A 14,640-nucleotide genomic window follows, 5' to 3' on the forward strand; every position below is an offset into this window, starting at 1 on the left:
GTCGCGGCCGGTAGGTCCCTGGCAAAGTAAAGGAGGAGGCCGTCGCCGCAGGCGTCGGCCGGGGGACATTTGCATAGGGGCCTGCCGGCCGCGGCGGGGCCCTTAACGCTCGCGATTAACTTGATCGAAGACCGCGCACCCAGCTTCCACGGCCTTCGGAAGCAAGCGGAGAACAAAAAAAGGGCGGGACTTCGCAGCCCCGCCCTTCAATACCACCGGAAATCGTGAATCAGCCGCGCCGCGCGCAGTACATCGCCTGCGCCGGCAGCGCCAGCTGCGAACCCTCGGCCTGCCCCGCATCCGGCCCCGGCACGTGCAGCGCGTGCCAGTCGCCCGCCGGCAACGCCACCTGTACCGCCTCGGCCGACAGGTTGAACGCAAGCAGCAGCGTCTCATCGCCATGCGTGCGTTCGAACATCAGCACCGGTTCGGCCGTCTCCAGGAAACGGATGTCACCCAGCAACAGCGTCGGCATCGTCCGCCGCCACGCCAGGAACTGGCGGAACGCGTTCAACACCGAGTGCGGATCGTGTTCCTGCACGGCCACCGCCGCACTGCGGTGTTCCTCCGGGATCGGCAGCCACGGCGTACCCGTGGTGAATCCCGCCAGTGGCGCGTCCAGCCACGGCATCGGCGTGCGGCATCCGTCGCGGCCCTTGAAGTTCGGCCAGAAAGTGATCCCATATGGATCCTGCAGCGCCTCGAACGGCACCTCGGCCTCGCCCAGGCCCAGTTCCTCGCCCTGGTACAGGCAGATCGACCCGCGCAGCGAGCACAGTACCGCCACCAGCAGGCGCGCCAGGCGCGGCTGTGCCGGATGGCCGCCCCAGCGCGTCACCGCGCGCTCCACGTCGTGGTTGGAGATCGCCCAGCACGGCCAGCCCTCGGTCATGGTCGCTTCCAGCCGCGACACGGTGTCGCGGATGTAAGCGGCGCTGTAATCCTTCACCAGCAGCTCGAAGCTGTAGCCCATGTGCAGGCGGCCCGGCGCGGTGTATTCGGCAGTGGTCGCCAGTGAATCCTCGGCCGAAATTTCGCCCAGGCTGACCGCGCCCGGGTACTGGTCCAGCAGCCCGCGCAGGCGCTCGATGAACGGCAGGTTCTCCGGACGCGTGTTGTTGTAGTAGTGGTACTGGTACGCGTACGGATTGTCCGCGCTGAAGCCACGGCCCAGGCGCTTCTCCGCCGGCTTGGCCGGGTTGTCGCGCAGCTCCCGGTCGTGGAAGCAGAAGTTGATCGAATCCAGGCGGAAGCCGTCCACGCCCCGGTCCAGCCAGAACTTCACGTAGTCCAGCGTCGCCTGCTGCACGGCCGGGTTGTGGAAATCCAGGTCCGGCTGGTCGGCCAGGAAGTTGTGCAGGAAGTACTGCTCGCGGCGCGGCTCCCACTGCCAGGCCACGCCGCCGAAGATCGACATCCAGTTGTTGGGCGGGGTGCCGTCCTCGCGCGGGTCGGCCCACACGTACCAGTCCGCCTTGGGATTGGTGCGGTCCTGGCGGCTTTCGCGGAACCACGCATGCTCGATCGAGGTGTGGCTGAACACCTGGTCGATCATCACCTTCAAGCCCAGCGCGTGCGCCCTGGCCAGCAGGCGGTCGAAGTCGGCCAGGGTGCCGAACAGCGGGTCCACGTCGCGGTGGTCGGCGATGTCGTAGCCGAAGTCAGCCATCGGCGAAGTGAAAAACGGCGAAATCCAGATCGCGTCCACCCCCAGCGAGGCCACGTAATCCAGGCGCTCGATGATGCCGGGCAGGTCGCCCACCCCGTCACCATTGGCATCGAGGAAACTGCGCGGGTAAATCTGGTAGATGACGGCACCGCGCCACCATGGAGTCTGCGTCATCGAGGGCCCCCCTCCGGGCTTCCAGGGCGCCCTCCCACGGGCGCCAGAACGTACCCGACAAGCTTAGCGGGCTGCCCTCGGCGGTGGCGCGGGGTGCATACGTATTCACGCCCTGCCGGGGCGCGGCGGCCTTCGCGGGCGGAATACGCCCGCACCGCCTATAATTCCGCCCAAGCCTGAAAGTCAGACCGCATGACCATCACCGAAGACACCCGCCCCGCGCTGGGCCTGCCCCAGATCCAGTCGCTCGCCGCGCCCGACATGGCCGCCGTCGATGCGCTGATTCGCCGCCGACTGTCCTCGGATGTCGTGCTGATCAACCAGATCGCCGACCACATCATCTCCGCCGGCGGCAAGCGCCTGCGGCCGATGCTGGTCATGCTGGCCGGACACGCGGTCGGCCAGGCCGGCCCGGAGCACCACCAGCTGGCGGCCATCATCGAGTTCATCCACACCTCGACCCTGCTGCACGACGACGTGGTCGACGAATCCAGCCTGCGGCGTGGCCGCAGCACCGCCAATGCGCTGTGGGGCAACGCGCCCAGCGTGCTGGTGGGCGACTTCCTGTACTCGCGCAGCTTCCAGCTGATGGTGGAACTGGACCGCATGCCGGTCATGCAGATCCTGGCCGACACCACCAACCGCATCGCCGAAGGCGAAGTGCTGCAGCTGCTGCACGTGCACAACCCGGACACCGACGAAGCGGCCTACCTGCGGGTGATCGAACGCAAGACCGCGGTGCTGTTCGCCGCCGGCACCCGCCTGGGCGCGCTGGCCAGCGGCGTCGACGAGGCCACCCAGCAGGCGCTGTACGACTACGGCATGGCGCTGGGCTATGCCTTCCAGATCGCCGACGACGTGCTGGATTACTCGGCCAACGCCGAGGAACTGGGCAAGAACCTGGGCGACGACCTGGCCGAAGGCAAGGCGACCCTGCCGCTGATCCACGCCATGGCGCATACCGACGCCACCACCCGCGAGCGCCTGCGCACCATCGTGCAGAACGGCGATGCCGACGCCATGCCGGAAGTGCTGGCCGCCATCCACGCCACCGGCGGGCTGGATTACAGCCGCCGCCGCGCCGAGGAATATGCCGACGCCGCCGAGCGCGCGCTCGACGGCCTGGCTGACAACGACGCGGTCGCCGCCCTGCGTGGCCTGGCCCGTTACGCGGTACAGCGTTCGCATTGATTCCGCGGGTGACGACCAACGGTCGTCACCTACCGGGCTGGCACCGGCATTTTTCGGGGCGCGATGACCAACGGTCGCCGCCTACCGGGCTGGCACGTGCATTTCGCATTCCGGGGTAGCGCCAGACCGTTGGTCGGGCGGCGCCGCAACGCGGCGTGCGTCAGCGCTTGTCGAACAACCGTTCGAAGAACGTATCCAGGCTTTCCCACGCCCGCTTCGCCGCGCGCTCGTTGTACAGGCACCCCGGCGGGTTGTTGGCGTCGGCCTCGGCGAAACAATGCACCGCACCGCTGTAATTGGTGAACTCCCAATCGACCTTGGCCGCGTTCATCTCCTGCTCGAAGCTGGCGATGTCGTCCTTGCTGATGCCCTTGTCATCGGCACCGTTGAGTACCAGCACCGACGGGTGCGTTCCACCGGCCTTGGCAGGCAGCGGCGACCCCAGCCCGCCATGCAGGCTCACCACGCCGGCCAGCGGCGCACCGGCACGGGCCAGTTCCAGCACCGTCGTGCCACCGAAGCAGAACCCGACCGCGCCGATCTTCGAGGCATCCAGCGGCGCATTGCCGGCCTGGGCCTTGAGCACCTCCAGCGCCTTCAGCGCGCGGGCGCGCAGCACCGGGCGGTCATTGCGCAGCTTGGTGGCGACCGGGCCGGCTTCGGCGTCGGTCTTCGGGCGCACGCCCTTGCCATACACGTCCGCCACCAGCACCACGTAATCGTCGCCGGCCAGCTGCTTGGCCTTGGCGATCGCCGAGTCGTTGACACCGCGCCAGTTCGGCACCATCACCAGGCCCGGGCGCTTGTCGTTGTCTTCGTCGTCGTAGACCAGCACCCCGCTGAAGGTGGTCCCTTCGTGCTGCCACTCCACTGGCTTGGCCTGCATCGCCGCCACCGCCGGCAACGCCGTCATGCCCAGTACCAGTGCCGCACCCCACTGCCATTGCTGCTTCATGCGCCTGCTCCCTCTGGGAAAGAGCCCAGAGTGTATGCCGGAACATGTGACGGGCCGCAGGTGACGGGTGGCTACGCGGCGGGGGGCACGTGGCGGGTAGTAACGCGGCGGGAGGCGCGTCGCGGGTTGTAACGCGGCGGATGGTCACACGGGGGGGGGTAACGCGGCGGATGGTCACACGGCGGATGGTCACTCGGCGGGTGGTTACACGGCGGGTGGTTACACGGCGGGTGGTCACGCGGCGGATGGTCACTCGGCGGATGGTAGAGCCGACTGTTAGTCGGCTGCGCCGTTGGCGCTATGCCAAGGTGGTCCGCGAAGAGCAGCGGACTAACAGTCCGCTCTACCGTCCGGCTGCGCCGTTGGCGCTATGCCAGGGTGGTCCGCGAAGAGCAGCGGACTGACAGTCCGCTCTACCGTCCGCTCTACCGGCGGCTGCGCCGTTGGCGAAACGTCAGCCGATCCCGATCCCCGGGATCGCGGTGATCTGGTCCGGATCGAACCCGGCCAGCTCGGCGAAATGGCGGCCGCGGGCGACGTAATCGCGGTACGCCCCGAAACTGGGCGCGCCCGGCGACAGCAGCACCACCCCACCCTGCGCACCCAGCGCGCTGCAGGCCAGCCGCACCGCTTCGTCCAGGTGACCCGCCGCGTGCAGCCCGAACCGCCCGGCGTCCGCCAGCGGCTGCAGCAACGCGTGGATGCGCGGTCCATTGGCGCCCATGGTGACGATCTCCACCGGCGGCACGTCGTGCGCCATGTGGTCGACGAAGTCGTGCCAGTCCAGGCCCCGGTCATGCCCGCCCACCAGCAGCGCGATGCGCTGGCCGGCGAAACATTCCAGCGCCGCCAGGCTGGCGTGCGGCGTGGTGCTGATCGAATCGTTGACGAAGCGCAGCGCGCCCCGGCTGCCGAGGGTCTGCAGGCGGTTGGGCAGCGGCCGGAAGTCCTGCACCGCCGGCGCCAGCGCGACGGCATCCAGCCCGAGGGCCTCGATCGCCGCCAGCACCGCGCACAAGTTGCCGCGGTTGTGCCGACCCGGCAGCGGCGTGTTCGCGGTATCGAACACCTGCTGCTCCCCGCGGAACACCCACTCACCGCGCATGTGCCAGCCCTGCAGCTGGTTGAACCAGACCACCTCGCTGCGCGGCAGCGACAGCGTCGCCAGGTGCGGATCGGCCGCGTTGAGCACGGCGATGCGCGGCGCCGCGTCGGTCACCAGCGCCAGCTTGTCCTCGATGTAGCGCGCTTCGCTGCCGTGCCAGTCCAGGTGTTCCGGGAACAGGTTCAGCACCACCGCCACCTGCGGGTGCGCGCCACTGCGCGCCACCTCGCCGGTCTGGTAGCTGGACAGCTCCACCGCCCAATAGTCTGGCGCCGGCTGCGGTTCCAGCACCTCGAGCAGCGGCAGCCCGATGTTGCCCACCAGCGCGGTACGTGCACCCGAGGCACGCAGCAGGTGTGCCAGCAGCGCAGTGGTGGTGCTCTTGCCCTTGGTGCCGGTCACGCAAACGGTGTCGCGCACGGTGCCCTGGTCATCGGCGTGTTCGGCGAACCACAACGACGTGCCGCCGATGATCTGCGTGCCCCGCGCGGCGGCGGCAACCGCGGCTTCCCCGTAGGGACTGATCCCCGGCGACTTGATCACCACCTCGAAGGCGGCCAGCGCGTCGCCGCTGACGCCCGAGCGCACCTGCAGCGCATTCCCTGCCTCGGCACGCGCGACCGCGGCCTCGGCGTCGGGGCAGAACAGGGTCAGCTCCAGCGCGGGCAGGCGCTGGCGAAGGACGGCGAACGCCGCACGCCCCTCACGCCCCCAGCCCCACAGCGCTACGCGCTTGCCTTCAAGCTGCGAAATTCGCACGCAGGCGCTCCCAGATCGCCGCTGGAATGCGGTGCTCGCCTTCCAGCACCAGCAGCGGTTCGATCTGCAGTTCGGCGCCGTCCAGCTGCGGCTGGATCTCCTGGATGAAGCGCTTCACCAGCGCGTCTTCGTTCCATTCCGGGCGCGCCGCCAGGGTGGCCATCGCGGCACGCGATTCGCGGCCTTCGCCCACGCATTCGAACGGCTTGTGGTCCTGGAATTCAAGCAGCGCATCGAAGCCGCCGGCCTGGTCCGGGTCGTCCAGCAGGTTCCGGCCGAAGATGCCCACCAGCCGCGTCTTGGGCATGAACGGGGCCAGCGCCAGGAACACGAAGTGGCACTTCGGGCAGACCCCGCACCAGCGGTTCACCGGGCGCTCGCCGAGGATGTGGAAGTTGCGGTTGCAGCTGGAGAAGTGCGCGTCGTAGAAATCGGTCCTGGCGAACTGGCGCGCCACCGCCAGCTCCGACAGCGGGCGCAGCAGCGAGTAGTAATGGAGGTCGGCGGCGACGTGCTTTTCAAGGTGCTCGCCGAACGCCTGCTCGAACGCCCAGCCCTTCGACCACTGGTGGTTCACTTCGCCCGTGCCCGGAATCTGGCTGCCGTAGCTGGCCGAACGCTCGTTGGAGAACACCACCTGGTCCACGCCCTGCAGCAGCGCGGCCAGCACCATGATCGCCGAATTCACTGCGGTGACCGGGATATGCCCGTTCCACGCGCCCTGGCGGTTGAGCTCGAACAGCTCCGGCGCCAGCGTGCGGCCGATGTTGAGCGTGGGCAGGCCGGTGCGCTCGGCACAGGCGCGGATCAGCTGCGAGCCGCCGATCCAGGTCACCGTTTCGGCGATGCCCAGCGTGCGCAGCGCCTCGATGCTGACCAGCGAATCCTTGCCACCGCCGATGGCCACGAGCGCATGCTCGCGCAGTCCCAGCGCAGGGGCGACGACCGCTTCGCCCTCGACCGGCAGGCGGAAGCGCCCGCGCAGGTTCAGTCCGTTGCGGTAGGCAAATTCGCCCAGCCCGTTGAGATACACCGTTTCCACCAGCGCGGCGGTGTCGGCGTCGACAGCGTAGCTGTCGATGCGCACCTGCGCCGGCACGCCCGCCTTGTAGTAGCTGACACCGGCAATCAGGTGCAGCAGGCGCAGCGCCTGCTGCACGGCGTCGGCGCGGGCGCCTTCCAGCACGAACGGGGCGCCGGGAATGGTGACCGTCTCGATCAGCTCGGGGCCGTTGTCGAAGGCGTAGACCAGCTGCGCCACGCCGGTGTCCGCGGCGAAATCGCAGCGGACGAAACGGAAACAGGCAACCTGGTGTTTATCGAAAGCAGTCATGGGGTATCCGGTGAGGCAACAGGGGAACCAGCGGCGCGCGCTCAGGGCACGTCATCGATGACGTCCTCGCGCGGCAACTCGCGCTGGTTGTAGGTATTGGCCATCACGTAGCCGTAGGCACCGGCATCGGCGATCAGCATCACATCGTCCGGCGCGGTGGACACCGGCAGGCGGCGGCGCTTGCCGAACACGTCGCTGGACTCGCAGATCGGTCCGACCACGTCGAACAGGCCTTCGGCATACCCGCCCAGCCGGCTCAGGTTCTCGATGTCGTGCCAGGCGTCATACAGCGCCGGGCGCATCAGGGTGTTCATGCCCGCATCCAGGCCGACCCGGCGCACGCCGTCCTTCTCCACCACCTGGGTGGCGGTGGTGAGCAGCACGCCGGATTCGGCCACCAGGTAGCGGCCGGGCTCGATCGCCAAGCGGAACGCCGGGTGCACGGCCTTGACCTCGGCCAGGCCGACCGCCCACGCCTGCAGGTCGAACGGCTCGTCATCCGCGCTGTACGGAATGGGCAGGCCACCGCCGATGTCGATGGTCTCCACGCTGCCGATCCGGCGCGCGAAGCCGGCCAGTTCGTCGCACATCAGTCGCCAGTGCTGCGCGGTGTCCACGCCGCTGCCCAGGTGAGCGTGCAGGCCCACCACGCGGGTGCCCAGTGCTTCGGCCAGGCGCACGAACTCGTCCACGCGCGCGATCGGCAGGCCGAACTTGGAGTCCTTGCCGCCGGTGCGGACCTTGGCGTGGTGGCCTTCGCCACGGCCAAGGTCCACGCGCAGCCACAGCTCGCGGTTGCGGAACAGCTCCGGCCAGCGCTGCAGCGCCTCCACGTTGTCCACGGTCACGGTAACGCCCAGCGCGAACGCGGCTTCGTACTCGGTCCGCGGCGCGAAGCTGGGGGTGAACAGGACCCGCCGCGGCGACAGCGTCGGCAGCACGTTGAACACGTGCTTGAGCTCGCCGTGCGACACGCATTCCAGGCCGAAGCCTTCCTGCTCCAGCAGCTCCAGGATGGCCGGATGGCTGTTGGCCTTGATCGCGTAGTAGCGCTGGTCGATCGGCTTGATCGCGGCCAGCGCCCGCGCCCGCGCCCGCACCGTGGCCAGGTTGTACACGTACCGCGGGGTACCGGCCTGGGCCAGGTGCAGCAGGTGCTCGCGCTGGCCCCGCCACCAGGCGGTCTCGCGCGGCCGGATCGTGCCGGCGATCTCGCGCCAGCGCGGGCCGAACACTTCGCCCTCTTCCACCGGCATGGCGCCGCTGTCGATCAGCTCGGCATGCAGGATCGGCAGCAGGCCGTCGGCGTCGGCTTCATCGATGACGAAGGTCAGGTTGAGGTCATTGGACGACTGCGAAATCATGTGCACGCGCTCGCGCCCGAAGGTCGCCCACACGTCAGACAGCTTGTGCAGCAGCGAGCGCATGCCGCGCCCGACCAGGGTGATCGCCGCGCACGGCACGATGATCTTGACCTTGCAGATCTGCGACAGGTCGGCCGACAGCGCGGCCAGCACATCCGTGTTGACCAGGTTCTCGGACGGGTCCAGCGAGACGGTCACGTTGGTTTCGGCCGAACCGATCAGGTCCACCGACAGCCCGTGCTTCTTGAACAGTCCGAACACGTCGGCCAGGAAGCCGACCTGCTGCCACATGCCGATGCCTTCCATCGACACCAGCACGATACCGTTGCGGCGGCTGATCGCCTTCACCCCGGGCACCGGCGCGGCGTTGCCGTCGATGCTGGTGCCCGGCAGCTCCGGGCGCTCGGTGTCCAGGATCGCCATCGGCACGCCGGCGTCGCGGCACGGCTTGATCGAGCGCGGGTGCAGCACCTTGGCGCCGGTGGTGGCGATTTCCTGCGCTTCGTAATAGTCCAGGCGGGTCAGCAGGCGCGCGTCCGGCACGTCCTTCGGATTGGCGCTGAACATGCCCGGCACGTCGGTCCAGATTTCCACCCGGCTGGCGCCGAGCAGCGCGCCGAAGTAAGCCGCCGAGGTATCCGAGCCGCCGCGGCCGAGGATCGCGGTGCCACCGTCGGCATGCCGCGAGATGAAGCCCTGGGTGATCAGCATGCGGGTCGGCTGCGCGCGGAAGCCAGCAGCCCACGCGTCGTCCGAACGCCACTGGCAGTTCACCGACAGCCGCTGCGACCAGTCGCTCTGGTTCGGCTGCGGCGGCAGCGCCTGCAGCCACTCGCGGGCGTCCATCCAGCCGAAATCCAGGCCGCTGGCGCGCAGGTAGGCCGCGCCGATGGTGGAGGACAGCAGTTCGCCCTGGCCCAGTACGTCGGCCTGCCATTCCAGCGGGCGGGCGGCGGCGCGCGGGTCATCCAGCAGGCCCTGCAGCGCGGCCAGGCGCACATCCAGCGCGCTGGCGTCCAGCTCGAGCTCGGCCAGGAATTCGCGGTGGCGGGCCACCAGTGCATCCACGCGGGCGCGGCTGTCGGCGGCGCCATCGGCGATCGCGGTCAATTCATTGGTGACCCCGGACAGGGCCGACACCACCACCAGCACGCGCGCGCCGGTCTCTTCCGCACGTTTTTTCGCCAGCTTCCCGATCGTGTCCCAGCGGTGACGACGCGACACGGAGGTGCCGCCGAACTTCAGTACGATCCAGCGATCGACAAGGGGGGAAGCTGACATGGAGGTAGGAATGGGTAGGTAGTGGGGGGATCGATCCGGCATGCCGGGCCGAACCTCTGATTCTATGCCAAGCCCGGCCCCCGCAGGGCCTGCGCGGCGGCATCGGCCGCTCACCCCGGACCCGGCCGCGCGGGCTTGTTAAGCTGCCCGACCGTTCCGCCTGACCGACCTGCCATGACTGCCCGCCGATTCCTCCAGCTTGACGTGTTCTCCCCCTACCCCGGCGCCGGCAACCCGCTGGCCGTGGTGCTGGACGCGGAGGGCCTGGACGATGCGCGCATGCAGGCCATCGCGCGCTGGACCCGGCTGCCGGAAACCACTTTCGTGTTCGCACCGCAGGCGGCGGGCGCCAGCTACCGCATCCGCATGTTCAGCCCGCAGAAGGAAGTACCCTTCGCCGGCCACCCCAGCGTGGGCACCGCCCATGCGGTGCTGGAGGCGGGCCTGGCAGCACCGGTGGACGGCGTCCTGGTCCAGGACGGCATCGCCGGCGCGCTGCCGCTGCGGGTGGTGGGTGAAGGCGCCACGCGCAGCATCGCCATCCGCACCCCGCGCGCAGTGGTGGCCGAAGTGACCACCGCCGATGATCCGCGCCTGAAGGTTGCGCTGGCCGGCTGGGCGCTGGGCGAACTGCCGCCTGCCCGCATGTCCGGCGGACGCAGCTGGTGGGTGGTGGAACTGGCCGATGAAGCCACGTTGCGCGCGCTGTCGCCGGACTGGGATGCCATCGCCGCCTTGGCGGAAAGCACCGACAGCATGGGCGTATTCGCATACGCGCGAGGCGCGGGGGCGGACTACGACCTGGCCGCCCGCGCGTTCGTCGGCAACGGGCGGCGCTTCGAAGATGCGGCCTCAGGCGCTGCCAACGCCGTGCTGGCAGCCTGGCTGGACAGCCGCGATGCGCTGCCGGGCCGGGACGGCAGTTACGTGGTCAGTCAAGGGCGGGAGGTGGGGCACGATGCGCGCCTCAGCCTGCACGTGGATGCCGAAGGTGACGTCTGGTCCGGCGGCCAGGTGCAGACCGTCATCCAGGGAATGATCACCTGGTAGAGCCACGCCCTGCGTGGCTGCGCTTCTTTCTTTACCGTTTTCAGCCACGCAGGGCGTGGCTCTACGCAGGGGGCCGGGTCGCCCGCCCCCTTGCGGTTCGGCTCAGGATGCCAGCTCGGCCTCCAGGCTGATCGGTACCGCGCTCAGCGCTTTGGATACCGGGCAGTTCTGCTTGGCATCATCGGCAATGGCGCGGAACTGGGTCGCGTCGATGTTGGGGACCACCGCTTTGACCTTGAGCGTGATCTGCGACAGCTGCGGGCCACCTTCCATCGACAGGTCGACCTTCGCTTCGGTGTCCAGCGAGGTAGGCACGAAACCGGCCTCGGTGAGCTTGGCCGACAGCGCCATGGTGAAGCAGCCGGCGTGCGCGGCGGCGATCAGCTCTTCCGGGTTGGTGCCCTTTTCATCGCCGAAGCGGCTGCTGAAGGCATAGCGGGTCTTGTCCAGCAGGCCACTCTGCGGCGTGCTGAGTTGTCCCTTGCCTGTCTTGAGGTCACCTTCCCAGTGCGCGGTGGCATGACGCGAAATGCCCATCGGTTTTTCCTTTGTGGGTGAATGGCAGCACCAGCGTAGACCGGCTGGCGTTAGCGCCGTGTCTGGCCGCGCCCGGCTGCGGCTACCGGTCGCACCCCAGCGGCCGGGCCCTCACGGCGTTCGCGCGAGGCAGCGCGCAAAGCGCTGTTTCCAAGGCGTTTCGTGCCCCGGCAGGCGTGCCACGCACGCCGCGCTGGCCGGTTCGGGCCACGCCCCGACACCCATTTTTCGGGCATGTCCTGATGCACTGCGGTAACCATGAATGCAGAAAAGCCGAATATTTATGCGTTAGCCTATTGGCGGCGCCGCATTGTTGCCCTACATTTCGCTTGCCGATGGGTTCGGCGCGACCACCCAACCAACCGATCACGGAACAGGAAACCATGGCAAAGACCGCTAAGAAGGCTGCCCCGAAGAAGGCAGTGAAGAAAGTCGCTACGAAGGCCGCCGCCAAGCCGGCAGCTCCGAAGCCGATCAAGGAAGTGCTGACCAAGTCCGGCCTGGTTGCACACATCGTCGAAGCCTCTGGCGTTGTCGCCAAGGACGTCCGCGCGGTGCTGGCCTCGCTGGAAACCGCCGTGGCCTCCTCGGTGCACAAGAAGGGCGCAGGCAGCTTCACCCTTCCGGGCCTGCTGAAGATCACCACCGTCAGCGTTGCGGCCAAGCCGAAGCGCAAGGGCATCAACCCGTTCACCAAGGAAGAGCAGTGGTTCGCTGCCAAGCCGGCCACCACCAAGCTGAAGGTGCGTCCGCTCAAGAAGCTCAAGGACGCCGCGCTGTAATCAGCGCGCTTCCTGCAGTACCCGGACGGGACGGCTTTGGCCGTCCCGTTCTTTTTGGGGCCACCACGACGCCGCGAAACACAGCGTTTCCAAAGGTCGCCCCTGCGCGGCTGGCGCGCGCAGACCCAGCCGCCACGGCCTCCGCGCCGCCCTGCAGCGTGGACGGAACGCACAAGGTGGAACACTGCGTGCGGCGGCGCCTGTCGCCCGGCACCCGTGCCGCGCCTATGGTGGGTCCATCCCCCCACAGTGCACCGCCATGGCCAGCCCCTCGCAACGCTATCGCATCACCGTTACCCCGATCGAGAAGGACGGGCTGCAGTGCAGCGGACGCTGCACGATCGAACTGGAACACCGCGCCCAGCAGGACTGGATGCGGCTGCTGGAAGTGGCCCGCCGCCAGACCGGGCTCAGCGGTGATGAACGCGCCGCTGCCATCGTCGCCACCCAGTTGCTGCTCGACCTGGCGCAGCGCTACGCGGACCAGCCCAGCCACCCGCTGACCGCGCTGCAGCCGCAGCTGGACCAGGTACTGGCCGCACTGGACGGGATCCAGCGCGCGCCCTGAAGCACCGTTACACTCTCCCCTCCTCCGGGGAGAGTGCGCCATGCGTCGAGTCGTAATGCTGTTGCCACTGTTGTTCGGCGGATGCTCCTGCCAACCCGATCCGGTCGCGGGCAGCGCGCCCACCGGGACCGCCGCCGACACCGCCGTGTTGCCCGACGCCGACACCGACGCCGCTGACAAACCAGAACCGGCCACGCCGATTGCAGCGACGCCGGACGCGGTCGCGCCTGGCGCGGCCGACGAAGGCGCCACCGTGCGCAGGTACATGTATGCCCTGCCTGGCAGCGACCGCAGCGCTTCCGACGCGTACTGGAGCGGCGGCCGCACCGGGGCCCGCCCCGACGATGCCGTGCTGCGCGACATCCCAGACCTGCGCAACCTGCGCGTGGACACCGGCAGCCCGATCGCCCGCGACACCGCCCAGCCTTCGCGCCTGCGTGAAGTGCCGGTGCGGGTCCGCGCCACCACCGGCACCGGTACCTTCATCTTCGAGGGCTGGTACCGGCTGCAGCCGCGCCCGGACGAGAGCGGCTGGGAAATCCACAGCGCCTCGCTGCAGCCCGTGCTGCGGTGAACGGGCAGCCATGCATCGCCGCCTCCATGAAGCGCTGATTCAGCCCAACGCGCTATGGTGTCGACGTCCTCCTCCAACGCGCCTTCGCCCATGAAGCTACGCCCCCTGCTCACCCGCCTTGCCGCCTGCACCGTTCTCGTCGCCGCCGCCGTCGGCGCCCAGGCGGCCCCCAGCATTTCCGGTCGCGAACTGTCGGTGGGCGCCAGCGACGTCCAGCAGTACCTGGACACCAGCTTCCCGCGCACCCAGGACGCGCTCGGCGGCCTGATCGCCATGACCATGAGCCACCCCAAGCTGACCCTGCCACAGGGCAACCGGCTGGACCTGGGCTTCGATGTCGCACTGGCCACCGCCGGGAGCGCACCGGCGCCGCTGGGCAAGGTCAAGCTGAGCAGCGGCCTGCGCTACGACGCGCAGACCCAGGGCTTCCACCTGGACCAGCCGACGGTGGATGACTTCACGCCGGTCAACAACGGCGGCCGGCTGGATTCGCGCACCCGCGAACTGCTCAACGCCTTCCTGGTCGACTACGCCCGTCGCGAGCCGATCTACAAGATCGACCCGACCGTAGGCGCCATGCTCGGCGCGCTGCAGGTGCAGTCCGCGCAGGTGCAGAACGGCAAGCTGGTCGTCACCTTCAACCAGGACCTCGGCACCCTCGTCCCCGCCGGCGTCCTCGGCCGGTAGAGCCGGGCTCTGCCCGGCTCCACCACCACGATCACGCCAGCAGCGCCTTCGCCACCGCCTCGGAAAACGCCGGAATATCATCCGGCTTGCGGCTGGTAATCACTCCGTTGTCGACCACCACTTCCGCATCGGTCCACTGCGCGCCCGCATTACCGAGATCGCTTTTCAGCGACGGCCACGAGGTCAGCTTGCGGCCCTTGGCCAGGCCGGATTCCACCAACAGCCACGGGCCATGGCAGATCGCCGCCACCGGCTTACCATCGGCCGCGAACGCCTTGATGAACTCCACCGCCGGAGCCTGGGTGCGCAGTTGATCGGGGTTGATCACCCCACCCGGTAGCACCAGTGCGTCGAAGCTGCCGGCGTCTGCGCCCTCCAACGGCTGGTCGACCGGAACGCTTTCGCCCCAGTCCTTGTCCTTCCAGCCGCGGATTTTTCCGGCATCACCCGGCGCGACGACCGACACCTTCGCGCCCCAGGACTCCAACAGCCGCTTCGGCTCCTGCAGCTCGGACTGTTCAAACCCATCGGTCGCGAGGATGGCGACGCGTTTGCCGTTCAGATCATGTGCCATGTGGGGGCTCCTTCGAAAAGTGAGCCCTTACCATGCA

The 14,640-nt window shown here is 68.7% G+C and carries 13 protein-coding genes; 6 read left to right on the forward strand and 7 right to left on the reverse strand.

Annotated features, from left to right (window positions below):
- Positions 1-229 precede the first annotated feature (229 nt).
- Positions 230-1,843: an alpha-glucosidase family protein gene (locus tag RWO33_RS01755; protein WP_314101435.1), complete on the reverse strand. Its 1,614-nt coding sequence runs from the start codon at positions 1,841-1,843 to the stop codon at positions 230-232.
- Between the two features lie 192 nt (positions 1,844-2,035).
- On the opposite strand from RWO33_RS01755, the gene RWO33_RS01760 reads away from it, so the two are divergent.
- Positions 2,036-3,034 (forward strand): polyprenyl synthetase family protein, encoded by a 999-nt coding sequence (locus RWO33_RS01760; RefSeq protein ID WP_314101436.1) that lies wholly within the window; start codon positions 2,036-2,038, stop codon positions 3,032-3,034.
- A gap of 160 nt (positions 3,035-3,194) precedes the next feature.
- On the opposite strand, the gene RWO33_RS01765 is transcribed toward RWO33_RS01760, so the two are convergent.
- The 4 genes from RWO33_RS01765 to RWO33_RS01780 all read right to left on the reverse strand — a co-directional run bounded on the left by RWO33_RS01765 (position 3,195) and on the right by RWO33_RS01780 (position 9,831).
- On the reverse strand, positions 3,195-3,989 hold the full coding sequence (locus tag RWO33_RS01765) for a dienelactone hydrolase family protein (RefSeq protein ID WP_314101438.1): 795 nt from the start codon (positions 3,987-3,989) through the stop codon (positions 3,195-3,197).
- Between the two features lie 454 nt (positions 3,990-4,443).
- The gene (gene murD, locus RWO33_RS01770; RefSeq protein ID WP_314101440.1) at positions 4,444-5,853 is read right to left on the reverse strand and encodes a UDP-N-acetylmuramoyl-L-alanine--D-glutamate ligase; all 1,410 of its coding nucleotides are present in this window, start codon (positions 5,851-5,853) and stop codon (positions 4,444-4,446) included.
- Positions 5,834-7,186 carry a UDP-N-acetyl-alpha-D-muramoyl-L-alanyl-L-glutamate epimerase gene (gene murL / locus RWO33_RS01775; RefSeq protein ID WP_314101443.1) on the reverse strand — a complete coding sequence of 451 codons (1,353 nt, stop codon included), beginning with the start codon at positions 7,184-7,186 and terminating at the stop codon, positions 5,834-5,836. The genes murD and murL overlap by 20 nt, the downstream gene beginning before the upstream one ends.
- A gap of 41 nt (positions 7,187-7,227) precedes the next feature.
- Entirely contained in the window at positions 7,228-9,831 is a 2,604-nt protein-coding gene (locus RWO33_RS01780) for a bifunctional aspartate kinase/diaminopimelate decarboxylase (RefSeq protein WP_314101446.1), read from the reverse strand.
- 174 nt (positions 9,832-10,005) lie between these two features.
- On the opposite strand from RWO33_RS01780, the gene RWO33_RS01785 reads away from it, so the two are divergent.
- The gene (locus RWO33_RS01785; RefSeq protein WP_314101449.1) at positions 10,006-10,881 is read left to right on the forward strand and encodes a PhzF family phenazine biosynthesis protein; all 876 of its coding nucleotides are present in this window, start codon (positions 10,006-10,008) and stop codon (positions 10,879-10,881) included.
- A gap of 102 nt (positions 10,882-10,983) precedes the next feature.
- Here RWO33_RS01785 and RWO33_RS01790 read toward each other — a convergent pair whose 3' ends face one another.
- Positions 10,984-11,418 carry an OsmC family protein gene (locus tag RWO33_RS01790; RefSeq protein WP_145478346.1) on the reverse strand — a complete coding sequence of 145 codons (435 nt, stop codon included), beginning with the start codon at positions 11,416-11,418 and terminating at the stop codon, positions 10,984-10,986.
- Between the two features lie 383 nt (positions 11,419-11,801).
- Between RWO33_RS01790 and RWO33_RS01795 the strand changes: the two genes are divergently transcribed.
- The 4 genes from RWO33_RS01795 (at position 11,802) to RWO33_RS01810 (ending at position 14,029) form a co-directional block, all read left to right on the forward strand.
- The gene (locus tag RWO33_RS01795) at positions 11,802-12,200 is read left to right on the forward strand and encodes an HU family DNA-binding protein (RefSeq protein ID WP_068854576.1); all 399 of its coding nucleotides are present in this window, start codon (positions 11,802-11,804) and stop codon (positions 12,198-12,200) included.
- Positions 12,201-12,459: 259 nt separating this feature from the next.
- On the forward strand, positions 12,460-12,768 hold the full coding sequence (locus RWO33_RS01800; RefSeq protein ID WP_145478347.1) for a DUF3861 family protein: 309 nt from the start codon (positions 12,460-12,462) through the stop codon (positions 12,766-12,768).
- 40 nt (positions 12,769-12,808) lie between these two features.
- The gene (locus tag RWO33_RS01805; RefSeq protein ID WP_314101457.1) at positions 12,809-13,342 is read left to right on the forward strand and encodes a hypothetical protein; all 534 of its coding nucleotides are present in this window, start codon (positions 12,809-12,811) and stop codon (positions 13,340-13,342) included.
- 90 nt (positions 13,343-13,432) lie between these two features.
- On the forward strand, positions 13,433-14,029 hold the full coding sequence (locus RWO33_RS01810; protein ID WP_314101460.1) for a DUF1439 domain-containing protein: 597 nt from the start codon (positions 13,433-13,435) through the stop codon (positions 14,027-14,029).
- A 31-nt stretch (positions 14,030-14,060) separates the two neighbouring features.
- Here the strand turns inward: RWO33_RS01810 and RWO33_RS01815 are convergent, their stop codons facing one another.
- On the reverse strand, positions 14,061-14,603 hold the full coding sequence (locus RWO33_RS01815; RefSeq protein ID WP_314101462.1) for a type 1 glutamine amidotransferase domain-containing protein: 543 nt from the start codon (positions 14,601-14,603) through the stop codon (positions 14,061-14,063).
- Positions 14,604-14,640: the final 37 nt, after the last annotated feature.

This window comes from uncultured Stenotrophomonas sp., from assembly GCF_963519925.1.
Taxonomy (GTDB): domain Bacteria; phylum Pseudomonadota; class Gammaproteobacteria; order Xanthomonadales; family Xanthomonadaceae; genus Stenotrophomonas; species Stenotrophomonas maltophilia_AE.